The organism is Duganella sp. (genome assembly GCF_039595735.1).
Taxonomy (GTDB): Bacteria; Pseudomonadota; Gammaproteobacteria; order Burkholderiales; family Burkholderiaceae_D; genus Rugamonas.
The window spans coordinates 42,455-65,725 of record NZ_JBCNLB010000007.1 but is presented as its reverse complement, the minus strand read 5'-3'; the positions used below and the strand labels follow the sequence as shown (position 1 = coordinate 65,725).

The following is a 23,271-nucleotide window of genomic DNA, read 5'->3' as shown; positions in this document are numbered from 1 at the left end:
CCGGCCAGCCGGACGACTGCACTATAATCAGCACACTATGACTAATCAACGCATCCTCTCGCACTTCCACGAAAGTGCCGAACTCAAAATCCAATCCGCCACCGTCCTCGCCCCGCACATTGCGCAGGCGATCGAGATGATGTTCTCGGCGCTGTCCAACGGCAACAAGATTCTTGTGTGCGGCAATGGCGGTTCGGCCGCCGACTCGCAGCACTTTGCGGCCGAGCTGGTGGGCCGTTTCGAGCGCGAGCGCTTCCCGCTGCCAGCCATCGCCCTGACCACCGATACCTCGATCCTGACCGCCGTGGCCAACGACTACAGCTACCGCGAGATCTTCTCCAAGCAGGTGCAGGCGTTCGGCCAGGCCGGCGACATCCTGCTGGCGTTCTCCACCTCGGGCAACTCGGCCAACGTGATGGCGGCCATCGAGGCGGCGCTGGAGCGCGAGATGCGCGTGGTGGCCCTGACCGGCAAGGGCGGCGGCGCCATCGGCAAGATGCTGACCGACGCCGATGTGCATATCTGCGTGCCGCACGACCGCACTGCCCGCATCCAGGAAGTCCACCTGGTGACCATCCATTGCATTTGCGACGGCATCGACGTCGCCCTGTTCGGAGGAGATGTGAATGAATAATTCCAGCGCTATCTGGAAAAAGGTACAACGTCCGCTGGCCATGAGCGTGCTGTGCGGCGCCATGCTGGCCTCCTTGTCGGGCTGCGTCGCGCTGGTCGCGGGCGGCGCGATTTCCGGTACGCTGGCGGCTTCCGACCGCCGCACCTTTGGCGCGCAGACCGAAGACCGCGCGATTGAAGTCAAGGCAGCCATCAAGGTCAACAACGTGGGCGGCGATGCGGCGCACGTCAATATCAACAGCTTCAACCGCCGCGCCCTGCTGACTGGCGAAGTGCGCGATGAAGCCATGAAAGCGCAGATCGAGCGTGAAATCCGCGGCATTGAAGGCGTGATCGACGTCATCAACGAGCTGGACATCGCCGGCCCGTCGAGCTACACCTCGCGTTCCAACGATACGCTGATCACCACCAAGGTCAAAGCCAGCCTGGTGGACGCGAAAGATATTTCGGCCAACTCGTATCAAGTCGTGACCGAGCGCGGCGTGGTCTACCTGCAGGGCCGGGTGACCCAGCGCGAAGGCCAGATCGGCGCCGACATCGCACGCGGCGTCAGCGGCGTGACCAAGGTGGTGAAGGTGTTTGAATACATCACCGAAGAAGAGTGGAAGACTTACCAGCCGAAGCCAGCCAACACCGCCAATAACGCGAGCAGCCAATGAGCGATACCTCCCGCGCCTGGATCAAGCCGGTCATCGCCGCCGTGGCGGTTGCCGTCATCGGCCTAGGCGCTTACGCCACGGTTTCCAAGCGCGAGGTCGCGCCCGAGCTGACCTTTGTAAGCATCAAGGGCGAGCAAATCACGCCCGAGAGCCTGAAGGGCAAGGTGGTGATGGTGAATTTCTGGGCCACCTCGTGCACCACCTGCGTGGCCGAGATGCCCAAGATGGTCGACACCTACAACAAATTCAAAGGCCAGGGGCTGGAATTTGTCGCCGTGGCGATGAATTACGATCCGCCCAACTACGTGCTGAACTATGCTGAAACGCGTCAGTTGCCCTTCAAGGTGGCGCTGGACACGGACGGCTCGGCCGCCAAGGCCTACGGCAACGTCGCCATGACGCCGACCACCTTCGTGATCGGCAAGGATGGCAAGATCCTCAAGCGCTACCTGGGCGAGCCGGACTTCCCGGCCCTGCACCAGCTGCTGGCAGCCTCGCTGAAAGGCTAGAAACCAGCCTGCAGCGACAGGTACAAGCCGCGCTGCTGCTTCGGATTGAAGATGGTGATGTCCCCCAGGTTGGCGTACGCCGCCGTCACTGAAAAATTCTTGGTCGGGAACCAGGCGAGGAAGGCGTCGTAGTACGCCTTCTCGTCGTCCACGCCGAGGTTGTGCGGCTTGCGGCGGTACTCGGCGCCCAGCGCCAGCTTGCGGTTGATCAGATACGCGGCCGAGAATTCCGGCATCAGGCGGGTATCGTCATTCCTGTCGCCGCCAAAGCCGAGAATGCCCATCTGGTTGGCGCGCGTGGCGCGCAGCGTGGCATTCAGCAGCAGGCTGTGTTCCAGATAAATCTTGGTGGCCGAGAGATAGTAGTCGTAGCCGCTGTCATCCTTCGCGCCCAGTTGCCTGACATTGGTGACGCCCAGCGCCTCCAGCCCGCGGATGCCCTTGTTCTTCTTGTACATGATGCCGATGGCCACCTGCGGCAGCCATACATCCTGCTCATACACCGCGTCGCCCAGCACTTTCAGCTTGAGACCGATGAGGTCCTGCTTGATGTCCAGCTTGTCCAGCGGCGCCAGGCTGCCCTTGAATTCCTGGTTGGCAAAGGACAGTTCCAGACGGTCGGCAATGCCGGCCGTCACCCCATAGGTATTCAGCTGGTAGTCCTGCGTGCTGACGTAGGTGTAGTGCGCGTTGGCGCCCCAGCTGTCGCGCGTGCCGTAGCCGCTGATCAGCGCCCACGGCGTGAGGCCGCCGCCGCCCGCGCCTTCCACCTGCGACACGCCGCCGGTGGCCAGCAGCTTGCCCATGTCCTGCGCGCCCGCAGCGGCGCACACGCAGGCAGCCAACAAGGTTGGAATGATTTTGTTCATGGTTCGGCTCCCGGCGGACTATTGGGTGACGATGTCGCGCTGCATCGGCGCCAGCTTGGCGACCAGCTTGAGCGCAACGCTGCTGGGGACATTGTGCTGTTCCATGGCGATCTGCAAATCCTCGGTCAGCGCGTTGAACATGGCGTTGGTGATCTTCAGATCCTGGTGCACGGTCTTCATGTCGCGCACGGTGCCGACGCCGTCCATGGTCTTGTCGCGGTACTTGCCGGTGTACTTGCAGGGGCCGCCGGCGAACTCGCAGAACTGCTCCTGCAAGCGCACGTTCAGCTGCGGAATATCGAAGTCGGTGAAGTTGTCCTTGATGCGCGGATCGGCCAGCACCAGCGTGAGGAAGGTATCAACAATCTTCTTGATACCTTCCTTGCCGCCCAGGCCCTGGTAGGTGGAGTCTTCAGTGTAGGGCGTCTGGGCCAGCGCCAGCGACGAAGCCAGCAGCAGCCCGACAGCAAGCAGGCGGGGGCGTTTAATCATGGTTCATCCTCATGTGTGGTGCACGCATGAGGATGAATTTATCAGAAGTGATACCCCATGGCTACCCGGAAACTGCGGCCCGGATCAAACCAGGAGCGTCCCGTGTTGCCAATGTACTGCTGATTGGTCTGCTTGGTCACGGTCCGGGTCAGGTTGCTGACCGCGGCGCTGGCCCACAGATTGGCGGTGAAGTTGTAGTTGAAACTGGCGTCCCACTGTCCCACCGCCTCCTGCCACACCGGCAAGCCCCAGCCCACGTCCGTCGGCGCGACGCCGTTGACCAGGCGGGCCGGATCGGCGCTGACGGCATCGTTGCCGCCGGCGCCAAACGCATTGGTCGCCAGCAAGGTACGCGAGCGCCAGCTATATGCCAGTCGTGCCGAAATCGGCCCGCGGTCGTACATCAAGCCCAGGTTGAAGGCGTGCCTGGACATGTTGACCACCGGCAGATCCTTGAAGGGCAGGCCGTTGGTGTCGCAACCGTAGAGATTGTTCATGGAGGTGGCCGTGCCGTTCTTCGGGCAATACGGTGCGGTGTACGGATGGTACAGGTCCTGCTTGCCGTCCAGATAGGTCCAGTTGGCGGACACGCCGAAGCCCTTCGCCCAGTCGGGTATCGCCTCCAGGCCTGGCAGTTTATCCAGGTAAGTCTGGCCGGCGATTTCAATGCCGCCCTGCCACAGCTTGGCCGCATTGGCCGGCCCGGTGATGACGAACTCCTGCGCATTGCCGGCCAGATCCTTCACGCTTCGCGTGTAGGTATCGTTCATGATGATGTCCTTGATCTTCTTGTAGAACACCACTGCCGTGAGCGACTGGCCGGCGCGCGGATACCATTCCAGCGACAGATCGAAATTGTTCGATTTAAGCGGCTTCAGGTTCGCGTTGCCCGAGTTGGTACCAACGTAGCTGACCGACTTGATGGAAGTGACGCCGTTGACAGTGACGTTTTCCACCTTCTGCTGCAGATTGACGTATTCCTGCAACTGGTCGAAGCCAGGACGGGCAATGCCCTGGGACAGCGCAATGCGCGACTGCAGCTTGTCGGTCAGGCTCACCTTCAGGTTCAGGCTCGGGATCACGTCGGTATGATTGCCCTTGACGTCCAGCGGCTCGTTGAATACGCCAAACCGTGGCAGGGCAGGGTTGGTGGTGTCGCTATATTGCGGATTGAATACCGTATAGCCGTGCGACTGCGAGCTCGACCGGATCACCCGCACCCCCGCATTGCCTTCCACCGGGTACTTCAGGTTGTCGAAGCCGAAACGCAGCGTGCCATACAGGGCCTGGGTGTTTTCGCTGGCGGTCGACAACGCGCCCTGCACGGGATTTTGCGGGTTGATGTCCTTGGGATCGTTCGAGAAGATCATCGGCCGCCAGTCGCTGCCCTGGGTCGAGCAATCGGTGTTGGTGTTCCTGAGCTTGTTGGCATCCTCGCATTGCAGACGCTTCACCGCCAGCAGCGCCGCAGCCTGGGCCGGATAATTACGCACCGCGGCCAGCGTCGGCACCACGATGGTGGGCGGCGTGCCGATCCTGCCGTTGAAGAAGTTGGGGAAGGTGTATTGCTGGACCGGGGCCAGATTGGCATAGCGCGGATCGCTCAGGTAGCCGAAATTGCCGCGCGGCTGCCAGTTGCTGCCCCACTCGGAAGGCAGCGGCGGCCGGCCTGCCACCGGGCTCTGCAGCACCGACCATGGCTCGGACAGCGAATACCAGCCGCTGCCGACGCCAATCGCATGCGACATCGAGCGGTGCGTTACCCGCACGCCAAAGCGCAGATCGCGCAGCACGTCGCTGTCGAAGACGAACCTGGCGTCGCCCTTCCAGGCATACATGTCGCCCTTGGCCTTGTTGAGGTAAGGCTGCAGGGTGTTGAAGTAGTAATTGCCCGGATCGGCCAGGGCGGCGCGGGCGGCGGCGTCGAAACTGACGGTGGGCCGCGGCGTGGTCAGGTCGAAGCTCATGCTGGGCACGAAGGTGCCCATATTGATCATGTTGCCGTCGCCGCCATTGGTGGCATGCACCCACTGCAGATCGCTCTGGAAGGTCCAGCGCTCATCCATCCGCCACTTCAGGTTCCAGGAGATATCGCGCGTGCGTCCATGCGCATTGTCGTAAGAGCTGGTGGTGCCTGCGGACAAACCGCCGGCCGCGAACTGGTTCTGGCCGACGCCGCCCGGATAGCTCAAGGTGCCTTTTTGCAGGATGCCGTTGGCGTCATACTGGGCGTTGGTCAGCGTGAGGTCATACGGCGTCAAGCCGAGATTGCCGTCCGACGCGGTGCTGAAGATGCCGCCGTTGACGCTCTCGGAACGGAAACCCGAATCGAAGTAGGTCAGCGACGACTCCTTGTCGTTCTTCTTCCATTGCAATGCGGCATAGATCCCCGCGCGTTCCGACTCGCCCTCGCTGGTGCCCCAGGAGATGCCGTTCGGCACCCACACCGTCTTGCCGGGCACCGGCTTGCTCAGCGGGTAGTAGGCGCCCAGGGTGTAGGAGTCCGAGCGGAACGCCGACTTGCCGTAGGAGATGTCGATCAGGGCGCCAATTTCGCCCATGTCGGTCGACCAGCGGTTGGAATACAGGCCGGAGAAGGATGGCGTATTCTTCTTGCCAAACGGGGTATAGCTGTCCGAGAAGGACAACGCGCCCGATTGACCCTTGGAGTCAAACGGCAGCCGCGTGCGCAGATTGACCTGGCCGCTGATGCCGCCTTCGATCAGCTCGGACGACGGGTTCTTGTACACGTCCACGCCGGCCATCAGTTCCGGCGGGATGTCGCCCCAGCTCAATTCGCGTCCAGGCCAGCCGGCCGAGAAGCCTTCGCGTCCGTTCAGGGTGGACGAGCCCCAGGACAGGCCGCGGATCTGTACGCCCGAGCCCTCGACGTTGTAGGACAACGGATTGCTGGCGGCGTTGGTGCGGGTGCGCGAGGTGTTGCGGTCCATGGTCACGCCCACCACCCGCTGCAGCACTTCGGTGATCGACTTGTCCGGCAGCTTGCCGGCCTCGTCAGCCACGACCGAGTCGACGATCAGTTCGGACTCTTGCTTGATCTTTTGCGAGGTCTCCAGCTGCTTGCGCTGGCCGGTCACGATCACGATTTTGTCCGGCGGCGTGTCCGTGGCGGCCGGCGCCGACGTGTCGGTCTGCGCCAGCGCGCCGCCGCTGTACAGCAGCGCCAGCTGCGCCGCCGCCATCGCCAGCGCGGTCATCTTGAGCGGTTTCCTGTTGCTCATCGTCCCTGTGTTTTTCATTATTGTGTTCCTCTTGTTATTGGAAGCTGATGGCGCCGGTCAGCGTCAGCTTGCTGGTAAAGGTCGGCGCGGCCGTGCCCGTGCTCGATACCGTGGTGTTGGCGTTGACTGCGGAAAACTCGATCTTCGAGATCGGGTAGTCCTGCAATTCACTCCACAGATCCAGCCCGCTCAGGCCGCATGCCTCGTTGACCGTGAACTGGTCGCGGAGACCGACGCTGTAGTCGGCGGCGGCGGCCTGGGTCGGCGTCACCACGGCGCGCAGCTTGACGTTGCAGTCCTTGCCGTCCTTGAGCGCGTAATGGCCGAGGTACAGATCGACGTTGATGGCATTTTTGCCGGTGCTGAGCCACTCGCTGTTCTGCGCCAGATTGAACTTCAGCGCGGCCTGGGCATCGATGCGCACGCCGAGTAGCGTATCGGTGCCCTTGGCCATCTCCTTCAGGGTGCCGGCCATCATGGTGAAGCCATAGTAGGCGCCCAGGCCGGCCGGATCTGCCGGCTGGATGCTGTAGAAATACGAGAAGCTGCTGCCGTCGGCGGAAACGGCGCTGCCGCACCAGCTGCCGCCGCACCACCAGCCGTCGGCGCTGCTGCCCGCATAGGTGCCGACGCTGCCCTGCTCCTTGGTGGTCGCGGTGTCCTTGTAACCGCTCAGGAAAGTCAGCGCGGGCGCTTTTTCCGTGCCGATTGGGATACTGCGGTCCAGCTTGACGCTCGCAAAAATATCATCGCCGCTCTGCGTGGCGGTGACCACGCACAGTCCGTTGGCCAGCTTGGACAATGTGCTGCCGCTGACCGAGCACACCGTCGGCGTGCTGGTCGAGAAGGTCACGGGCCGGCCGGTGTTGACGGTTGCGCTCAGCGTGGCCGGCTGCCCATCCAGCGCCTGCGAGCCGGGGTTGCGGAACACAATCGTCTGCGGCCGTTTGGGAATCACGAACAACTGGCTCTGCGAGGCCGCGGCGTAGCCCTGGTAGCCGGACTGGGTGGCGGTTATCGAGCACTCGCCGGCGATCAGCAGCGACGCGGTGCTGCCGTTGACGGTGCAAACGGTCGGCGTATTCGAGGTGAAGGTGATCGGTCCGCCGGAACTGGCCGTGGCCACCAACTGGGTGGTCGCCACGGCGGGCGGGACAGCCACGGTGGGGCCGCCCGGAAAGTCGAAGGCGATGGTCTGCACCGCGCCGCCGGCACCGCCGCTGCCACTGCCGCCGCCGCCGCAACCGGCCAGCAGTGCGATGCCGGCCAGGCCCAAGGCCGACAGCCGGAATCCTGTCACTCGTTTCATCATGATACTTTGTCTCCTCGATTGTGCTTACAGAAATGTCCCCGCCAGGCTTGCGCCGCTGCGCGGGAAAAACTTGTCGCTAGCGCGCCACCATCCGGCGCAGATAGGCCTCGTGCGTGGGCATGGCCGCGACCACGGCGGCAAAGCGCGCGCGCCGCTGGCGCAAGGCCTGCAACGCCTCCTCGCGCGTGAGCTCCTCCAGCCCCGGGTCGAGGCGCTCGGGCCAATGGCCCATGCCGGCATGGATCGCCAGCCAGCTGTGGGCGTCAAAGCCTTCCCACGCGTACTGGTGCAGCACGCCGGCCTGGCGCCAGGCGTGCAGCTTGAACGCCAGGGTGTCGGGCACGGTCATGCTGGCCATGTCACGCCACAAGGGGCTGTCGCGGCGCGCCGTCAGGCAATAGTGCAGAATGATGAAATCGCGGATGCGCGCAAACTGGCGCGCCATGCCGGTGTTGTAATAATCGATCTCGGCCGCAGTCGGCGGCCGGCCCTGCTGCAGCAAGGGGATCAGATGGCCGAGGCCGCTCTGGATCAGGAAAATGCTGGTCGATTCCAGCGGCTCCAGGAAGCCGGACGCCAGCCCCAGGCCAACCACATTACGGACCCAACTGCGCTGCCGGTGGCCGGTGGTGAAACGCAGCAGACGCGGCTCGGCCAGCGCGCGGCCATCCAATTGCTGCAGCAATTGTTCGCGCGCGCGCTCCTCGTCGAGGTAGCGGCTGGCGAACACATGGCCGTTGCCGATCCGGTTGCTGAGCGGAATACGCCAGGCCCAGCCCGCCTCCAGCGCGGTGGCGCGGGTGTAGGGCGTCAGCGCCGCGCCGGTCAGTTCGCTGGGGACGGCCCAGGCCCGGTCCACCGGCAGCCAGTGGCTGAAGTCGACAAACGGCTCGTTCAGGGTGCGGCCCAGCAGCAGGGCGGCGAAACCGGAACAGTCGATAAACAGATCGCCATCCAGCGCGCGGCCGTCGGCCAGCATCAGCCGGGCCACGCCGCCGTCGGCGCGGCGCACCACCTCGACCACGCGGCCCTCGGTGCGCCGCACGCCGCGTTGCAGCGCCAGCTTGCGCAGGAAGGCGGCGTACAGCGCGGCGTCGAAGTGGTAGGCATAGTTGAAGGGGCGCTCCTCTTCCGAGGCCAGCCCCTGGAAACGGCCCTGGCTGGCCATTACGGTCGACAGGCACTGCTCGCCCAGCGTGCCGAGGCCAGCGTCGCCTACCCGGCGGAAATGGCCCCACAGGGCGTCCGGGCCGCTCAGCGCGCCAAAATCGCCAAAGGTATGGAAATAGCGTTCGCCGCGCTCGCGCCAGTCGCGAAACTCGATGCCCAGCTTGTAGGTGCCGTTGGTGGCGCGCAGAAATTCCGCCTCGTCGATGCCGACCAGGCGGTGGAAATTGCGGATCGACGGAAACGTGGCTTCGCCCACGCCAACGATGCCGATCTCCTCGGATTCCACCAGCTCCACGGTGCTGGCGGGCAAAGCGCTTGCCAAGGCCGTCGCGGCCATCCAGCCGGCCGTGCCGCCGCCAACGACCACAATACGTTTGTATGCGCCGTCCATCCCTGTCCCCGTTGATTTAACCAGCGCCACGAGGCAGTACGTTGATCCCGGAGCGCGAGTTTCTTATATATTTGAAACATCATTTTGGAATGCAACGCTTCACGCAGGCAATTCCAAAAATGCTCAAAACAACAGAGAAAATTGCGTAAATGTAGGGACGGCTAGGCCGGGTACAACACCATTTGTGTGCAACGGAACAACGCGATGGTTTTGCCGGTCGCCTTGTTGATGACGGTAGCGTCCCACACCTGGGTGGTGCGGCCGAGGTGCACCGCACGGGCGGTGGCCACCACCGTGCCTTCCCGCGCGGTGCCGAGATGGTTGGATTTCAGCTCGATGGTGGTGAAATTCTGGGCGCCCTCCGGCAGGTGCGCAAAGCAGGCATAGCCGCAGGCGGTATCGGCCAGCGTGACCACGCTGCCGGCGTGCAGGAAACCGTTCGGCGCCAGATGATGCCGGGCGACCGTGAATTCCGCCACGATCTCGTTTTCCTTCACCGAGGTGATGACGATGCCCAGATGATCCGGCAGCGTGCCCTTGCCGAAGGTGTTGAAGTAGTCGGGAGTGAATTTGCTGGCGTCCATTATGCCCACTGTATCGGCGCTTGGCCGTTGGAGGTTAAGTAATCGTTTGCGCGCGAGAACGGTTTGCTGCCGAAGAAACCCTTGTGCGCGGAGAACGGCGACGGGTGCGGCGAAGTGATCACCAGATGCTTGCGGCTGTCGATCAGCGCGCGCTTGGCGATGGCGTAGCTGCCCCACAGGATAAAGACGAGGTGCTCGCGCTGCTGCGACAGGGCGCGGATGGCGCTGTCGGTAAACGTTTCCCAGCCCTGGTTGGCGTGCGAGCCGGCCTCGCGCGCACGCACCGTCAGCACGCTGTTGAGCAGGAATACGCCTTGTTGCGCCCAGTCGCTGAGGTCGGTCTGGCGCCGTTCAAGGCCGAGGTCGCTGTGCAGTTCTTGGAAAATATTCTGCAGGCTGGGCTGCGGACGGTTGCCGTCCGGGACCGAAAAGCAAAAGCCCATGGCGGCGCCTGGCGTGTGATAGGGGTCTTGCCCGAGGATCACCACCTTGACGTCGTGAAACGGCGTCAGGTCGAAGGCGCGGAAGATGTTCTTGCCGGCCGGGCAGCACTGCCCGGCGGCGTATTCGGCCCGCACAAAGGAGGTCAGGGATGCCCAGTAAGGCTGTTCAAACTGGTGCTGCAGTTGCTGCTTCCACGACTCCTCGATGCGCACACTCATGCTTATACCGGCTGCTTGGTCACGCGCAGGTAAGGCTTGATGGTGCGGAAGCCGGGGAACTTGGTTTCCGCTTCCTCGTTGCTGACGGCGGTGGTGATGATGACGTCTTCGCCGTTTTTCCAGTTCACCGGGGTGGCGACCTTGTGCTTGGCGGTCAGCTGCATCGAATCCAGCACGCGCAGGATTTCGTCGAAGTTGCGGCCGGTGGTCATCGGATAGGTCAGGGTCAGCTTGATGCGCTTGTCCGGGCCGATGATGAACACCGAGCGCACAGTGGCGTTGGTGGCCGGGGTGCGGCCTTCGTGCGTGCCTTCTTCCTCGGCCGGCAGCATGTTGTACAGCTTGGCGACGGCCAGGTCGGTGTCGCCGATCATCGGGTATTTGACGGCCGCGCCCTGGGTTTCCTCGATATCGGCGGCCCACTTCTCGTGGTTTTCCACCGCGTCGACCGACAGGCCGATCAGCTTGGCGTTACGCTTGGTGAATTCCGGCTCGATCTTGGCCATGTAGCCCAGTTCGGTGGTGCAGACCGGGGTGAAATCTTTCGGGTGCGAGAACAGGATGGCCCACTGATCGCCGATCCAGTGATGGAAATCGATCTTGCCGTGAGTGGTATTGGCCGTGAAATTCGGGGCGATGTCATTAATGCGCAGCGACATGATGGTTTTCCTATAATGTGGTGGTAAATTATAGAAATAATACTAAAAAAGGCTCCCGCGGGAGCCTCTTTTTTACTAGCCGGCGGCCAGCACGTTATGTGCCTGTTCGTCCGCGTGGTAGGACGAGCGCACCATGGCGCCCACGGCGGCGTGCTTGAAGCCCATTTTGTAGGCTTCTTCCTCGAACATCTTGAACACGTCCGGGTGCACGTAGCGGCGTACCGGCAGGTGGCTGTTCGATGGCGCCAGGTACTGGCCGATAGTCAGCATGTCGATGTCGTGTTCGCGCATGTCGCGCATCACCTGCAGGATTTCTTCGTCGGTCTCGCCCAGGCCGACCATGATGCCCGACTTGGTTTTCACGTTCGGGTACAGCGCCTTGAAGTCTTTCAGCAGCTTCAGCGAGTGCATATAGTCCGAACCCGGACGCGCTTCCTTGTACAGGCGCGGCACGGTTTCCAGGTTGTGGTTCATCACGTCCGGCAGGCCGTCGGCAAAGATGGCCAGCGCTTTCTCTAGGCGGCCGCGGAAGTCCGGCACCAGCACTTCGATCTGGGTCTTGGGCGACAGCGCGCGGGTGTTGGAGATGCACTCGACAAAGTGCTGGGCACCGCCGTCGCGCAGGTCGTCGCGGTCCACCGAGGTGATCACCACGTAGCTCAGGCGCAGCTTGGCGATGGTGTGCGACAGGTTGGTCGGCTCATCCTTGTCCAGCGGGTCCGGACGGCCATGGCCGACGTCGCAGAACGGGCAACGGCGGGTGCACTTGTCGCCCATGATCATGAAGGTGGCCGTGCCCTTGCCGAAGCATTCGCCGATGTTCGGGCAGCTGGCTTCCTCGCACACGGTGACCAGCTTGTTCTCGCGCAGCGTTTCCTTGATTTCATAGAAACGGGTGTTGGGCGAACCGGCCTTGACGCGAATCCAGTCCGGCTTCTTCAGACGCTCGACCTGTTCGACCGGCACGATCTTGATCGGGATGCGCGAGGTCTTGCTGGCGCCTTTTTGCTTTTCGCTGGGGTTGTAAGCTGGAGTAGTTTCGGTGGTCATAATCAGTTTATTCGTTTGTCGCCAGGACGCGGACTAATTCCTCGGCCAGTTGCTGTTGTACGTCAGACAGCATTGCCTGCGCGCCAACGGTGCGCATATCGACTGTTTCCAGTCCGGCATAGCCGCAAGGATTAATCCAGGAAAACGGGGCCAGATCCATCGCCACATTCAGCGACAGCCCGTGGTAGGTGCAGCCATTGCCGCGTACCTTCAAGCCCAGCGCGGCAATCTTGGCGCCTTTGTGGTCGCCGCCGGCCATGTAGATGCCCGGCGCGCCGGCAACGCGCTCAACGACGAGATTATACGCCTGTAGCACGTTGATGATCGCCTGCTCGATTTTATGCACAAACTGGCGCGCATACAGCTTGCCGCCCGGCTTGTTGCGGCGCAGGTCCATCAACAGATAAATCACCACCTGGCCGGGGCCGTGGTAGGTGACTTCGCCGCCGCGGTCGGTCTGCACCACCGGAATCCCGGCAGCGCCGGCCAGCAGGTGGCCGCGGTCCGCGCCCAGCCCCAGCGTGTAGACCGGCGGATGCTCGACGATCCACAGTTCGTCGCGCGTGTCCGGCGTGCGGGCGTCGGTGAAGGCCCGCATGGCGGCAAAAGTACTGTCGTAATCGGCTTTGCCGAGATGCTTGATCTCGGGAGAGGTTGGGGACGTCATCCCGGCATTATACCCCGGCTGCCGCTTTCAGCCCGGCTGGTGCCTTGCCAGCCAAGCCTGCACCGACGGCCGCTGCCACTGGAAATCGACGTATTCCTGCAGCCTGGCCGGCACCGGATCGCCGTTGCGCACCAGGCGGCTCAGCATGATGGCGAGGTCGGTATCGGCGATCGACCAGGCGCCGAACAGGTGCTGCGGCCCGTGCACGAAATGCTCGGCCACGTGCACCAGCTTGGCGGCGGCCTGCTGCGCGCTCTCGCTCAGCGGCGCGCACGGCTTCCTGAAGAACACGGTCTCGGTATCGCGCTCCACGCGCACCGGCACCAGATCGCTGCGCACCCAGGCCTGGATCTGGCGCGCCTGCGCGCGCTGGCGGCGCTCCCGGGGATACAGCGCCACGTACTCCGGCGCCGGGAAGGTCTCGTCCAGGTATTCCGTGATGGCGCTGGACTCGGTCAGTACGAAATCGCCCTCGACCAGGGCCGGCACGCGGGCGGTCAGCGCGCGGCCGGCGTAGGCGTCCAGCCGCTGCTCGCCGCTGGCCAGGTCCACCGTCTTGACGCTGAACGGCAGCCCCTTCTCGGTCAGCGCCACAAACACGGACAGGGCGTAAGGACTGGTGTAAAGGCTATCGACGTACAGTGCAAAAGACATGGCAGCTCCGCTTAGGTAGATTTATTCACATGGTAAACCTTGTATAAGTCCCTGTATAACGGTATATTTTCGCAATTCTTGTTAGTTTTACTCACATAGTTATCCACAGGATGACACGCCGTTTGCCCAATTTTTCCGCCTTACGCGCCTTCGAGGCGGCGGCCCGCCACGAGAATTTCTCGCGCGCGGCGGAGGAGTTGCACCTGACGCATGGCGCCATCAGCCACCAGGTGCGCGGTCTGGAAGAAGAGTTGGGCCGGCCGCTGTTCGTGCGCCATGGCCGCCAGGTGAAAATAACTAACGACGGGCTGAAGTTCGCCCAGTTCCTTGGCAAGGCCTTTGCCGACATTGCCGCCGCCACCGACGCCATGCGCGCGGCCAGCATCAGCCAGCGGCTGACCATCACCTCGATTCCCTCGTTTGCGGCGCGCTGGCTGGCGCCGCGGCTGGGCAAGTTCATCGAGCTGTATCCGGATATTGAAGTGGTGCTGCAATCGAGCGGCACGCTGCAGGACCTGGCGCGCGAGGGGGTGGACGTTGGCATCCGCTTTGGCCGCGGCCACTATCCGGGCATGGTGGTGCTGCGGCTGATGGGCGATGTCTATTACCCCGTAGTGAGTCCCCACTATCGCAGCGGACAGCTGCCGCTGGTGCCAGCCGACCTCGGGCGGCACACATTGCTGCGCTCGGTCGAGCACTGGACGCCGTGGTTCAACGCGGCCGGACTCGACCTGCCGGAGCCGTCCGGCGGGTTGCTGTTTGAGGATTTGTCGATGCTGATCCGTTCCGCTGCCGATGGCAACGGCGTGGCGCTGGTGCGGCACGTGGTGGCGATGCAGGAGATCGCCTCCGGGCAGCTGCTGCGGCTGTTCAATATCGCCGCGCCCAGCCCGGACGAGTACTTCTTCGTCACGCCGCCCAGCGCGGCCGGCAAGCCGCAGGTGCAGGCGTTCCGTAACTGGCTGCTGGAAGAGATCGAAGCCTTCCAGCGCCAGCAGGCCTGATTTACATCACGATTTTCACCATCGGGTGCGCCGACAGCTCGGTGTACAGCGCATCCAGCTGAGCGCGGCTGGTGGCGCGCACGGTGCAGGTCAGGCCGGTGTAATTGCCCTTGGCCGAAGGACGCACTTCCATGCGGCCTTCGTGAAAATCGGCGTCATGCTTTTGCACGACCAGAATAATGGTGGGGGCGAAATCTTCGTGAGTGGGCCCCATGACCTTGATCGGGAAGTCGCTCGGATATTCAATGAGGGACTCTGATGGGGGGATGGCGCGCATAGTGTTTCCAATCTAATAAAGGTGATTGCCGCCACGATGGCGGCAATCACCCTATATTGTAGCCCGATCAGGACTTTGCAAGCGCCAGCGGCTCGCTGCTGTGGCCGGACAAACGCTGCAAGCGCGCCAGCGCCGACTCATTGCCCAGCGCCGGCTGGCTGACCGATTTGCGGATCGCTTCCAGCTCGGCGGCCTGGTCCAGCGGCTGCTGGCCGATGTCGGTCACGATGCGCAAGCCTTCGGCATCGTTGCGGATGCTTTCGGCGCGGCGGGTCAGGGCGCTCAGCGCGCTCGACTGGCCGCGCATGCCTTGCAGGCCGGCCAGCTGGGCCTGGCGCTCGGCGCGCAGCTGCTGCAGATCCTGCTGGGCACGGGCCGAGGCCAGCGCCTGCATCGCCTTTTTCGCCTGCGCGTCGAACTCGGCCAGCTGTCTGGACAGGGCATCGACGATGGTCTGCAGCTCGTTCATGTACTGTTTGGCGTCGGCTTCTTCCTGCAACTCCTGCGGCAGGCGCGCCTTGTTGCCTTCCAGCTCGTCGCAGAACAGGGTGATGGTCGATTCCGAAATCTTGCCGGCGGCCAGGCGCTCGGCCAGGGTGCCGGCGGCCTGCTCGTCGGTGGCGATCAGCTGGCGCAGCTTGACCACGTCGTCGGCTTCCTTGTTGAAGGCGGCACGCGCGGCGGCCAGCTTCTGGGCGGCGCTGCGCAGATTGTCGGCCAGGCGGTCGCGGTCGGCTTCGGTGGCGGTTTCAGGATCGAAATTGGCGATCGCCTCGGACACGCGATTGCCCAGCGCGCCAAAATGCTTGGTGATCAGTCGCGCGGTCAAACCCCAGCCATTCAAGTTGCTCATGTCAGTCTTCCTCGTTTCAAAAGTTGCGCATCATTGGATAACGATGCGTTGCTGCTCCACCGGGATGCCGATGACGAAGTCGACATGGATCCCGCGTTTCCTCGCATCGCCGTTCACGCTGTGGATGATTTCCGTCGTGATCAGCAGATACTCATGGCCGCCGCCGCGCAGCTCGCGCATGTACGGCATGAAATACATTTCCTGGCGCAAGCCGGTGTTGCCACTGGCGTCGTCCAGCCGGGTTTCGGTGCCGGTGAAGGGCGGCATATAGGGCGTTTCCGGATCGCCGGCGTCGCGCCAGTAATCCAGGCCGTCTGCGGCGCCGAAAATCAGCTCCAGGTCCAGATCCAGACCGGCCAGTTGCTCGCGCCACAGCGTGTAGCTGCGGTCGCCCAGGCCGGCGCCGGCCTGGCCGGTATAGGCATCCTGGTCCTCGGCGGTTTCCGGGATCACGCGCGCCAGCTGGGTGCAATACATCACCTCGCTGACCTGGCCGCTGGCATTCTGGTAGACCTGCAGGAACTTTTCCTTGTCGTCCAGGTCGCCGGTTTCCAGGTAGTAGCGGTACAGGCCGCCGGACTGCCTGAGGCGGATCTGAGAGACGGCCACGATGCGGGTGTCGTCGGCATCCGGCAGCGCGATCAGCGAGCCGTCGGCCACGGCGCGCAGCAGCGGCGACTGCTGTATCCCGACCACGCTGCCGATGCGCGCGCCAAGCGGCAGATCGCCGTCGGTGCGCGCGCCATCGTTGCCGGCCAGCTTGGCCACGCCATTGCGCAGGTAGTTGTATGCATCGGTCCAGCCCATCTTCAATTCCTTTCAAACGAATAATGTGGCGCGTCGCGCAGGCGGCGGAACTTGCGCACCGCGTACACCGCAGCCCAGGCCAGCAGGCTGAGCACTGAGAGCCAGGCGAACCAGCGCAGCACGCGGGCCAGGAACGACGGCTCGGGCGGCGGCGCCGGGACAGCGGCCGGCGCGGGCGCGCCCAGGCCGGGCATGCCGCCCACCAGGCCCGCACCGTCCGCCGCCGGCGTAGCGGCCCCGCTGGTTGCCGGGGCCGGGGCCGGTTGGCCGCTGGTGGTCGGATAGGCCACCGGCTGATTGCTCTGGCTCATCGCGCGACCCAGCATGAAGCCCAGCAGACCGCTCATCAGGCCGCTCGACTGCTGGGTGGGCGGCGCGTACACCGGTGCCGGACCGCCGTAGGGCGCGCCGCCATAAGGCGGAGCCGGGCGCGGTGGCTGGTTCGGCGGGCGCAGGGTATCGTTCAGCGGCGGCAGCGGTTGCGGCGCGTTGGCCGCGGCGCGACGCTGGTCCAGCGTATTCAAGGCCCGCTCGCGGGCGGCGCTGCGGTCCACATCGCGCGACAGCGCCGAAGTCCCGCGCTGCGGCTGGGCCGGCGAACCGGCCTGCTGGCCAAATGCGCCGGGGCCGCTCTGGCGGTTGGCCGGCGGCGGCGCCGGACGGCTGTGCGCGGCGGAGTTGCTCTTTTGTGAAGAAAATCCGCTTTTAAACCCCGACGATGTGCCAGAATGTGAAGCCGGCCGCGCTTCCGCCGGCACATTGCCCAGGAAGGCAAGGCAAACCATCAAAAGCAGCGCAGATCGAAATGACTTCATGATGTTTTTTCACAAAGAAGTTGAATGAAAAACAGCATAGCGCCGCGCGTTTGCGGTTGCATCGGTAATAAAAGGCTCGCTTCACCATGACACGCAAATACCTGGACATGAATCAGCACGACGCGCTTTACAAGGTGGCGCGGGCGTATCCCGGCGGCATCGACGCGCTGGCGCAAGCAATGGGGATCTCGGTCAACGTCCTGCGCAACAAGCTGGCGCCGACGATAGCGTCGCACTATCCCTCGTTTGAAGAGGTATCGACGGTGGTGGACCTGTGCCACAAGGCGGGTGTGGGCGACGCCCACCTGCCGCTGCACGCGCTGCTGACGCGGCACGGCATGGCGGCATTTATCGTGCCGACGCCGGACACCATCGGCGACGATGATTTATCGCAGACAGTGTGCAAGGTGATGAGTCAGGTGGGGGCGGTGGCGGAAGCGGTCTCGAGCGCGCTAATGGACGGCAAGGTGACCGCTGCCGAGGCGGACTTGATCGAGCGCGAATTCCAGGGCGCGCTGTCGGCGCTGGGCGAATGGCGCGCCCGCCTGCGCCTCAAAGCCCAGCAATAATTCGGGGTCAGCTCTGTCATTCGGACACGGGCTCAACTATGTAATTGTTGAGCCCGTGTCCGAATGACAGAGCTGACCCCGAAGTTTACTTGTCGTTTTGCCGGTTGCGGCGGTCGCCGCGTTCTTCGCCGCGGCGCTGCTCCGGCTCGTGACGCGCTTCGCTGCGGCTTTCGCGTTGCGGCTGCTGCGGTGGTTGCTGCACCACCGGCTGCGAAAACTGCCGCGGCGGCTGTTGCATCGGCATCGGGGTGGGCTGCTGCCGGTCTTCGTGCTGACGGAAACGGCGGTTGTCATCGCCACGGTCGAAGCGCTCACGCGCCGACGGCGGCTGCGGCGCCACCTGCACCACCGGCGCCGCCGTCATCGGCGTATGCGGCTGCGGCGGCTGGCTGTAACGCGGCCGCACGTCGATCCGCACCTCGTTCGGATTGATGGTCTGGGTCGGCGTGTCCGGCTGGCCGAACTGGCTGGGCGCCAGGGTGCTGATGCGGCCGCCCGGCTGCTGCGGCGACACCTGTACCGGCTGCGACGGCGCGGTGATCACCCGGTCGTTGCGGTTACGACGATCATTACGATCGTTGCGGTCGTAGCGCTCATTCCGGCCATTGCGGTCGTCGCGCCCGTCATTGCGGTCAAAACGGTCCGGAATGCCATCATGGTCACGGTCGCCCCCACCGCCACGATAAGTGGTCAGCGGGCGGCCGGAAGGCTGCGGCGGCGCCACCGGCGTCACGTTGTGCACAAAATTGGTCGACGGGATCAGCGGTGCATGGCGGTTGACCACCACGTTGCGCCGCCCGTCAAACTGGTCGCGCGGCAGCACCGTCAGGCCGTCGCGCCGGCCATGCCAGTCGCTGCGCGGCGTGAATGGCTTGCCGTTGTGCATCCAGGTCACGCGGCGCTCGTACTCGGACGACACCCGGTAGCCCGGCACAAAACGGTCGCGCGGCGACAGCGGATACCAGCCCAGGCCCGGCCCGGCATGAGCGCCGCCACTGCCGCCCACCCAGCCCACCAGCGCCGGCGCCCACACCGGCCGCCCGGCCGGCCGGCCCGGCGCCCAGCACCAGCGGCGGTTGACGAACACCCAGCGCCCGTAGTGCGACGGCGCATACCCCCACGGCGCGTTGTCCACCCAGGTCCAGCCCCACGGCGACAGCCAGATCCAGCGGCCGTCGCGGTACGGCGCCCAGTCCAGCGCCACGTTGCGCGGCGTCCACAGCGGGCCGTACTCGACGCTTTCGGTCCAGCTGCCGTTGCGGTCCAGCTCTTCATAGCCGGTGATGCCGTTGGAGACATAGCGGGTGGTGGTGGTCACGCTGTCCAGGCGGTCGCGGTCCTCGGCCCAGATGTCAAAGCCATCGCGCCGCGCCACACTGGTGCGCACGTCTTCGGTGCTGACGTCGACATGACGGCCATTGTTCACCACCACCGAGGAACCGGCGCCCTCCACCCGCGCCGTGCCGGCCAGCACGCTGACCTGGGTGGTGTCCGGCGTGCGGTCGACATCCACCCGCAGCACGCCCGGCTCGATCAGGGTGATGCGTGCCTGCGGGGTGCTCAGTTCGAAATCGCGCAGCAGCTCGGGGCTGCGCACGCGGATGCTGACGCTGCCGTAGTTCAGGCGCAGACGCAGCAGGTCGTCATCCATGCCGGTGATTTCCAGATCCGAATCGCCATCCAGCCGCACCGCCGTCGAGCCAACCCGGAATTCCGTGCGGGCGCCGCTGGCGGTGTTGATGTGATTGGACGCGGTCACCGGCCAGTTGAGCGAAGCGCCGACCGGCTCGCCGTCGCCCTCCAGCGTGACCTGTCCCTGCACGCTGGAAATGCGCCCGACCATGGCCGGCGGATCCTCGGCCAGGGCCAACGCACTCCAGCCGGCCAGAGCGGCCAGCACGACGGTATGGATGATGTTGCGGCTCATGGCTGCGTCTCCGTTAGTTATGCCTGATTAAACGCCGCACATTTCAGTCCGACTACACAGGTTACACTGGGTTACAAATCAGGCGGCGGTACCGCCGCGCTTGACAAAGAACAGCGCCGCGCCGATCGCCATCAGCAAGCCGCCAAACACGCGGTTCTGCTTTTTGACCGCGCCCGCGTCGCGGAAAAAGCGCTGCATCGACGAGGCCAGGAACGCATAGCTGTGCATCACCACCAGATCGATGCAGAACATGGTGGCGGCCAGGATCAGCAACTGCGGCAGCAGCGGCGCCGTGTGGGTGATGAACTGCGGCAGCACCGCCACCATGAAGATGATGCCCTTGGGGTTGGTGGCGTTGGTCAGAAAACCGATCAGGAAGCGCTTGCGGGCATGCGGCACCACCACTTCAGCCTGCTTCTGCTCGCTGATGCTGACCTTGGCGCGCCACTGGCTCAGGCCAAGGTAAATCAGGTACAGCGCGCCCACCGTCTTGACGATGTTGAACGCCACTTCCGACGCCATCAGCAGGGAGCCGACGCCGGCGCCGGCGATAAAGAACACCAGCAGCAAGCCGGTCTGCAAGCCCAAGATGGTGGCGCTGGTGCGGCGCACGCCGTAGGACAAGCCATGCGACATCGACAACACCGCGCCCGATCCCGGCGAGACGGCAATGATGCAGGCAGCGACAAAGAAGGTGATCCAGGTGGCGAAGCTCATGGCGGTTCCATTCAAATCAGCGATCCCTATTGTAGCGGTATCGCCGGCCCCCGCGCTTGGGTTAATATTGCTGATCCAACCACACACGGAGTTTCGCAAATGGCCGGTTCCAGCCTGTTAGCCCTGATTGACGATATCGCCACCATCCTCGACGACGTCGCCGCGATGAGCAAGGTGGCGGCCAAGAAAACTGCCGGCGTGCTGGGCGATGACCTGGCCCTGAATGCGCAGCAAGTGGGCGGCGTGCGCGCCGAGCGCGAACTGCCGGTGGTGTGGGCGGTCGCGCTCGGCTCGCTCAGGAACAAGGCCATCCTGGTGCCGGCCGCGCTGGCCATCAGCGCGTTTGCGCCATGGGCCATCACGCCCTTGCTGATGCTCGGCGGCCTGTACCTGTGCTTCGAGGGCTTCGAGAAAATTGCCCACAGTGTGTTGCACCGCGCCGACGGCGAGCACCACAAGCAGGAACTGCACGAGGCGCTGGCCAATCCGGACGTCGACCTGATGGCGCTGGAAAAAGACAAGATCAAGGGCGCGGTGCGCACCGACTTCATCCTGTCGGCGGAAATCATTGTGATCGCGCTGGGCACGGTGGCGGAAGCGCCCTTCCTGCAACAGGTGACGGTGGTGGTCGGCATCGCCCTGCTGATGACGGTCGGCGTGTACGGCCTGGTGGCGGCCATCGTCAAGATGGACGATGCCGGACTCTACCTTAGCCAGCGCGGCGGCGCCGCCGTGCGCGCGCTGGGCCGGGTGCTGCTGAGCGCCGCGCCCAAGCTGATGAAGCTGCTGGGCGTGGTGGGCACGGTGGCCATGTTCATGGTCGGCGGCGGCATCCTGACCCACGGCCTGCCGTTTGCCCATGACCTGATCCACCACGCCGCCGAAGCGGCCGGCCCGGTGCTGGGCGCCGTCATGCCGACCGTGCTGGACGCCGTGGCCGGCGTCATTGCCGGTGCGCTGGCGCTGGTGGCGGTGACCGTCGTTCGCAAAATAATCAGCCGGTTCAAAAAGCCCGCGTAACACGCCCAATCCGGGGGTTTTTGATCTAAATCAATAAATTTGGGAGGTGGACTACGTAAACTGGCTATGTCTATTGCGGATAAGCAATAAAAACCAGCCGGAGTTACGTCATGCGCAACAATCAACCTGTTACCAATCGCGAAGTGGAAGTCCTGGAAGACCAGGCCATCGTCTCGAAAACTGATCTCGACGGCAATATCGTCTATGTGAATCCGTATTTCACCGAGATCAGTGGTTTCAGTGAACAAGAGTTGCTGGGCGCGCCGCAAAACATCGTGCGCCATCCGGACATGCCGGCTGAAGCCTTTGCCGACCTGTGGGCCTCGATCAAGGCCGGCACGCCGTGGACCGGCATCGTCAAGAACCGCTGCAAGAACGGCGACTATTACTGGGTGCGCGCCAACGTCACGCCGATCCGCGAAAACGGCCGCACCATCGGCTACATGTCGGTGCGCACGCGCGCCGAGCGCCAGCAGATCGTGCGCGCCGAACAAGCCTACAAGGCCATCCGGACCGAAGCCAACCACCGCATCCGCATCAAGAACGGCCAGGTGATCGAGCCCGGCGTCGGCTCGCTGCTGTCGCGCCTGAGCCATGTGTCGCTCGGCATGCGCATCTGGCTGGCCACCAGCGTGGTCAACGTGCTGCAGGTGGTGGTGTGCGCCGCCGCCCTGCTGAACGGCACCAGCGCGCATAACTACGGCATCTTTGCCGCCACCTTCTTCGGCCTGCTGATCAACGTCTTCCTGTGGTACACGCTGCGCGTCTCGGTGCTGCAGCCGCTGGACCGCGCGCTGCAGGGCGCGCGCGCCATCGCCGCCGGCGACCTGTCCTCGTCGTTCGAGACCGAAGCCACCGACGAAGTGGGCCAGCTGCTGCGCGCGCTGCAGCAAATGAACAGCAACCTGATTGCCACCATCCGCGACGTGCGCGTCAACGTCGAGACCATGGCAGTGGCCACGCGCCAGATCGCTGCCGGCAACGCCGACCTGTCCGGCCGCACCGAGGCACAGGCGGCCAGCCTGGAAGAAACCGCATCCAGCGTCGAGCAGTTTTCCTCGACCGTGAAGCAGAATGCCGACAACTCCGAGCAAGCCAACAAGCTGGCGCAAAACGCCTCCCAGGTGGCAGTGCAGGGCGGCGAGATCGTGGCCGACGTCATTGCCACCATGGATGAAATCAACAACTCCTCGCGCAAGATCGTCGACATCATCGGCCTGATCGAAGGCATCGCCTTCCAGACCAACATCCTGGCGCTGAACGCCGCCGTGGAAGCGGCACGCGCCGGTGAGCAAGGCCGCGGCTTTGCGGTGGTGGCCGGCGAGGTGCGCAACCTGGCCCAGCGCAGCGCCACCGCCGCCAAGGACATCAAGAACCTGATCGACGTCTCGGTTGGCAAGGTCAGCGCCGGCATGGCGCAGGTGGACCGCGCCGGCGCCACCATGAAGGAGGTGGTGGCCTCGGTGCAGCAGGTCACCGCCATCATGAAGGAAATCTCGGTCGCCTCGCACGAGCAAAGCATCGGCGTCGATCAGGTCAATTCGGCCATCGCCCACATGGACCAGGTCACGCAGCAAAACGCCGCGCTGGTGGAAGAGGCGGCAGCCGCCACCGCCAGCCTGGCGCTGGAAGCGGGCGGCCTGACGCAGGCGGTCAGCCTGTTCAAGTTCGGTCCGCCGCGCGCTGCGCGCCGCCCGGCTCCCCCATTGAAACGCCTTGCAGCATAAAC

24 protein-coding genes are annotated in these 23,271 nt (G+C 64.1%); 7 read left to right on the top strand and 17 right to left on the bottom strand.

Annotation, left to right across the window (positions count from 1 at the left end):
* Window positions 1–37 precede the first annotated feature (37 nt).
* The 3 genes from ABDW57_RS14710 to ABDW57_RS14700 are packed head-to-tail and all read left to right on the top strand — an operon-like array spanning window position 38 to window position 1,801.
* Window positions 38–634 carry a phosphoheptose isomerase gene (locus ABDW57_RS14710; RefSeq protein WP_343730929.1) on the top strand — a complete coding sequence of 199 codons (597 nt, stop codon included), beginning with the start codon at window positions 38–40 and terminating at the stop codon, window positions 632–634.
* Complete coding sequence (locus ABDW57_RS14705; protein ID WP_343730928.1) at window positions 627–1,292, top strand: BON domain-containing protein; 666 nt, start codon at window positions 627–629, stop codon at window positions 1,290–1,292. The genes ABDW57_RS14710 and ABDW57_RS14705 overlap by 8 nt, the downstream gene beginning before the upstream one ends.
* Window positions 1,289–1,801 carry a TlpA disulfide reductase family protein gene (locus ABDW57_RS14700; RefSeq protein WP_343730927.1) on the top strand — a complete coding sequence of 171 codons (513 nt, stop codon included), beginning with the start codon at window positions 1,289–1,291 and terminating at the stop codon, window positions 1,799–1,801. The genes ABDW57_RS14705 and ABDW57_RS14700 overlap by 4 nt, the downstream gene beginning before the upstream one ends.
* Here ABDW57_RS14700 and ABDW57_RS14695 read toward each other — a convergent pair.
* The 11 genes from ABDW57_RS14695 to yfcF all read right to left on the bottom strand — a co-directional run bounded on the left by ABDW57_RS14695 (window position 1,798) and on the right by yfcF (window position 13,553).
* Window positions 1,798–2,670, bottom strand: coding sequence for a DUF3034 family protein (locus ABDW57_RS14695; RefSeq protein ID WP_343730926.1), 873 nt, complete (start codon window positions 2,668–2,670; stop codon window positions 1,798–1,800). The two genes, ABDW57_RS14700 and ABDW57_RS14695, sit on opposite strands and share 4 nt — an antisense overlap.
* A gap of 18 nt (window positions 2,671–2,688) precedes the next feature.
* Entirely contained in the window at window positions 2,689–3,162 is a 474-nt protein-coding gene (locus ABDW57_RS14690) for a group 1 truncated hemoglobin (protein WP_343730925.1), read from the bottom strand.
* Window positions 3,163–3,203: 41 nt separating this feature from the next.
* Window positions 3,204–6,404, bottom strand: a complete 3,201-nt coding sequence (locus tag ABDW57_RS14685; RefSeq protein ID WP_343730924.1) for a TonB-dependent receptor — start codon at window positions 6,402–6,404, stop codon at window positions 3,204–3,206.
* Window positions 6,405–6,438: 34 nt separating this feature from the next.
* Window positions 6,439–7,716 carry a hypothetical protein gene (locus ABDW57_RS14680; RefSeq protein WP_343730923.1) on the bottom strand — a complete coding sequence of 426 codons (1,278 nt, stop codon included), beginning with the start codon at window positions 7,714–7,716 and terminating at the stop codon, window positions 6,439–6,441.
* A 76-nt stretch (window positions 7,717–7,792) separates the two neighbouring features.
* Window positions 7,793–9,277, bottom strand: coding sequence for a tryptophan halogenase family protein (locus tag ABDW57_RS14675; protein WP_343730922.1), 1,485 nt, complete (start codon window positions 9,275–9,277; stop codon window positions 7,793–7,795).
* 161 nt (window positions 9,278–9,438) lie between these two features.
* Window positions 9,439–9,861 (bottom strand): PaaI family thioesterase, encoded by a 423-nt coding sequence (locus ABDW57_RS14670; protein ID WP_343730921.1) that lies wholly within the window; start codon window positions 9,859–9,861, stop codon window positions 9,439–9,441.
* A complete protein-coding gene (locus ABDW57_RS14665; RefSeq protein ID WP_343730920.1) occupies window positions 9,861–10,523 on the bottom strand; it encodes a uracil-DNA glycosylase in 663 nt (220 codons plus the stop codon). The genes ABDW57_RS14670 and ABDW57_RS14665 overlap by 1 nt, the downstream gene beginning before the upstream one ends.
* A 2-nt stretch (window positions 10,524–10,525) precedes the next feature.
* A complete protein-coding gene (locus tag ABDW57_RS14660; RefSeq protein ID WP_343730919.1) occupies window positions 10,526–11,182 on the bottom strand; it encodes a peroxiredoxin in 657 nt (218 codons plus the stop codon).
* Window positions 11,183–11,257: 75 nt separating this feature from the next.
* On the bottom strand, window positions 11,258–12,232 hold the full coding sequence (gene lipA / locus ABDW57_RS14655; protein WP_155464043.1) for a lipoyl synthase: 975 nt from the start codon (window positions 12,230–12,232) through the stop codon (window positions 11,258–11,260).
* 7 nt (window positions 12,233–12,239) lie between these two features.
* Complete coding sequence (lipB, locus tag ABDW57_RS14650) at window positions 12,240–12,899, bottom strand: lipoyl(octanoyl) transferase LipB (RefSeq protein ID WP_343730918.1); 660 nt, start codon at window positions 12,897–12,899, stop codon at window positions 12,240–12,242.
* Window positions 12,900–12,926: 27 nt separating this feature from the next.
* Window positions 12,927–13,553 carry a glutathione transferase gene (yfcF, locus tag ABDW57_RS14645; protein WP_343730917.1) on the bottom strand — a complete coding sequence of 209 codons (627 nt, stop codon included), beginning with the start codon at window positions 13,551–13,553 and terminating at the stop codon, window positions 12,927–12,929.
* Between the two features lie 110 nt (window positions 13,554–13,663).
* Here yfcF and gcvA point away from each other — a divergent pair, with 110 nt between their 5' ends.
* Window positions 13,664–14,557, top strand: a complete 894-nt coding sequence (gene gcvA / locus ABDW57_RS14640; RefSeq protein WP_343730916.1) for a transcriptional regulator GcvA — start codon at window positions 13,664–13,666, stop codon at window positions 14,555–14,557.
* 1 nt (window position 14,558) lies between these two features.
* Here the strand turns inward: gcvA and ABDW57_RS14635 are convergent, their stop codons facing one another.
* The 4 genes from ABDW57_RS14635 to ABDW57_RS14620 all read right to left on the bottom strand — a co-directional run bounded on the left by ABDW57_RS14635 (window position 14,559) and on the right by ABDW57_RS14620 (window position 17,309).
* Window positions 14,559–14,834: a DUF493 family protein gene (locus ABDW57_RS14635; protein ID WP_343730915.1), complete on the bottom strand. Its 276-nt coding sequence runs from the start codon at window positions 14,832–14,834 to the stop codon at window positions 14,559–14,561.
* 67 nt (window positions 14,835–14,901) lie between these two features.
* Entirely contained in the window at window positions 14,902–15,687 is a 786-nt protein-coding gene (locus ABDW57_RS14630) for a hypothetical protein (RefSeq protein WP_343730914.1), read from the bottom strand.
* A 30-nt stretch (window positions 15,688–15,717) separates the two neighbouring features.
* A complete protein-coding gene (locus ABDW57_RS14625; protein WP_343730913.1) occupies window positions 15,718–16,494 on the bottom strand; it encodes a DUF2491 family protein in 777 nt (258 codons plus the stop codon).
* Between the two features lie 2 nt (window positions 16,495–16,496).
* Window positions 16,497–17,309: a hypothetical protein gene (locus ABDW57_RS14620; RefSeq protein WP_343730912.1), complete on the bottom strand. Its 813-nt coding sequence runs from the start codon at window positions 17,307–17,309 to the stop codon at window positions 16,497–16,499.
* A gap of 86 nt (window positions 17,310–17,395) precedes the next feature.
* Between ABDW57_RS14620 and ABDW57_RS14615 the strand changes: the two genes are divergently transcribed.
* The gene (locus ABDW57_RS14615; RefSeq protein ID WP_343730911.1) at window positions 17,396–17,878 is read left to right on the top strand and encodes a phage regulatory CII family protein; all 483 of its coding nucleotides are present in this window, start codon (window positions 17,396–17,398) and stop codon (window positions 17,876–17,878) included.
* Between the two features lie 85 nt (window positions 17,879–17,963).
* Here ABDW57_RS14615 and ABDW57_RS14610 read toward each other — a convergent pair whose 3' ends face one another.
* Entirely contained in the window at window positions 17,964–19,805 is a 1,842-nt protein-coding gene (locus ABDW57_RS14610; RefSeq protein WP_343730910.1) for a DUF6600 domain-containing protein, read from the bottom strand.
* A gap of 78 nt (window positions 19,806–19,883) precedes the next feature.
* Window positions 19,884–20,522: a LysE family transporter gene (locus tag ABDW57_RS14605; protein ID WP_343730909.1), complete on the bottom strand. Its 639-nt coding sequence runs from the start codon at window positions 20,520–20,522 to the stop codon at window positions 19,884–19,886.
* Window positions 20,523–20,621: 99 nt separating this feature from the next.
* Here ABDW57_RS14605 and ABDW57_RS14600 point away from each other — a divergent pair, with 99 nt between their 5' ends.
* Window positions 20,622–21,542, top strand: a complete 921-nt coding sequence (locus tag ABDW57_RS14600; protein WP_343730908.1) for a DUF808 domain-containing protein — start codon at window positions 20,622–20,624, stop codon at window positions 21,540–21,542.
* Between the two features lie 110 nt (window positions 21,543–21,652).
* On the top strand, window positions 21,653–23,269 hold the full coding sequence (locus ABDW57_RS14595) for a methyl-accepting chemotaxis protein (RefSeq protein ID WP_343730907.1): 1,617 nt from the start codon (window positions 21,653–21,655) through the stop codon (window positions 23,267–23,269).
* Window positions 23,270–23,271 lie beyond the last annotated feature (2 nt).

Bases quoted from the DNA above. Each gene is read 5' to 3' on its own strand.
- ABDW57_RS14710 (WP_343730929.1), top strand. From the start codon at position 38: ATGACTAATCAACGCATCCTCTCGCACTTCCACGAAAGTGCCGAACTC.
- ABDW57_RS14705 (WP_343730928.1), top strand. From the start codon at position 627: ATGAATAATTCCAGCGCTATCTGGAAAAAGGTACAACGTCCGCTGGCC.
- ABDW57_RS14700 (WP_343730927.1), top strand. From the start codon at position 1,289: ATGAGCGATACCTCCCGCGCCTGGATCAAGCCGGTCATCGCCGCCGTG.
- ABDW57_RS14695 (WP_343730926.1), bottom strand. From the start codon at position 2,670: ATGAACAAAATCATTCCAACCTTGTTGGCTGCCTGCGTGTGCGCCGCT.
- ABDW57_RS14690 (WP_343730925.1), bottom strand. From the start codon at position 3,162: ATGATTAAACGCCCCCGCCTGCTTGCTGTCGGGCTGCTGCTGGCTTCG.
- ABDW57_RS14685 (WP_343730924.1), bottom strand. From the start codon at position 6,404: ATGAGCAACAGGAAACCGCTCAAGATGACCGCGCTGGCGATGGCGGCG.
- ABDW57_RS14680 (WP_343730923.1), bottom strand. From the start codon at position 7,716: ATGATGAAACGAGTGACAGGATTCCGGCTGTCGGCCTTGGGCCTGGCC.
- ABDW57_RS14675 (WP_343730922.1), bottom strand. From the start codon at position 9,277: ATGGACGGCGCATACAAACGTATTGTGGTCGTTGGCGGCGGCACGGCC.
- ABDW57_RS14670 (WP_343730921.1), bottom strand. From the start codon at position 9,861: ATGGACGCCAGCAAATTCACTCCCGACTACTTCAACACCTTCGGCAAG.
- ABDW57_RS14665 (WP_343730920.1), bottom strand. From the start codon at position 10,523: ATGAGTGTGCGCATCGAGGAGTCGTGGAAGCAGCAACTGCAGCACCAG.
- ABDW57_RS14660 (WP_343730919.1), bottom strand. From the start codon at position 11,182: ATGTCGCTGCGCATTAATGACATCGCCCCGAATTTCACGGCCAATACC.
- lipA (WP_155464043.1), bottom strand. From the start codon at position 12,232: ATGACCACCGAAACTACTCCAGCTTACAACCCCAGCGAAAAGCAAAAA.
- lipB (WP_343730918.1), bottom strand. From the start codon at position 12,899: ATGACGTCCCCAACCTCTCCCGAGATCAAGCATCTCGGCAAAGCCGAT.
- yfcF (WP_343730917.1), bottom strand. From the start codon at position 13,553: ATGTCTTTTGCACTGTACGTCGATAGCCTTTACACCAGTCCTTACGCC.
- gcvA (WP_343730916.1), top strand. From the start codon at position 13,664: ATGACACGCCGTTTGCCCAATTTTTCCGCCTTACGCGCCTTCGAGGCG.
- ABDW57_RS14635 (WP_343730915.1), bottom strand. From the start codon at position 14,834: ATGCGCGCCATCCCCCCATCAGAGTCCCTCATTGAATATCCGAGCGAC.
- ABDW57_RS14630 (WP_343730914.1), bottom strand. From the start codon at position 15,687: ATGAGCAACTTGAATGGCTGGGGTTTGACCGCGCGACTGATCACCAAG.
- ABDW57_RS14625 (WP_343730913.1), bottom strand. From the start codon at position 16,494: ATGGGCTGGACCGATGCATACAACTACCTGCGCAATGGCGTGGCCAAG.
- ABDW57_RS14620 (WP_343730912.1), bottom strand. From the start codon at position 17,309: ATGAAGTCATTTCGATCTGCGCTGCTTTTGATGGTTTGCCTTGCCTTC.
- ABDW57_RS14615 (WP_343730911.1), top strand. From the start codon at position 17,396: ATGACACGCAAATACCTGGACATGAATCAGCACGACGCGCTTTACAAG.
- ABDW57_RS14610 (WP_343730910.1), bottom strand. From the start codon at position 19,805: ATGAGCCGCAACATCATCCATACCGTCGTGCTGGCCGCTCTGGCCGGC.
- ABDW57_RS14605 (WP_343730909.1), bottom strand. From the start codon at position 20,522: ATGAGCTTCGCCACCTGGATCACCTTCTTTGTCGCTGCCTGCATCATT.
- ABDW57_RS14600 (WP_343730908.1), top strand. From the start codon at position 20,622: ATGGCCGGTTCCAGCCTGTTAGCCCTGATTGACGATATCGCCACCATC.
- ABDW57_RS14595 (WP_343730907.1), top strand. From the start codon at position 21,653: ATGCGCAACAATCAACCTGTTACCAATCGCGAAGTGGAAGTCCTGGAA.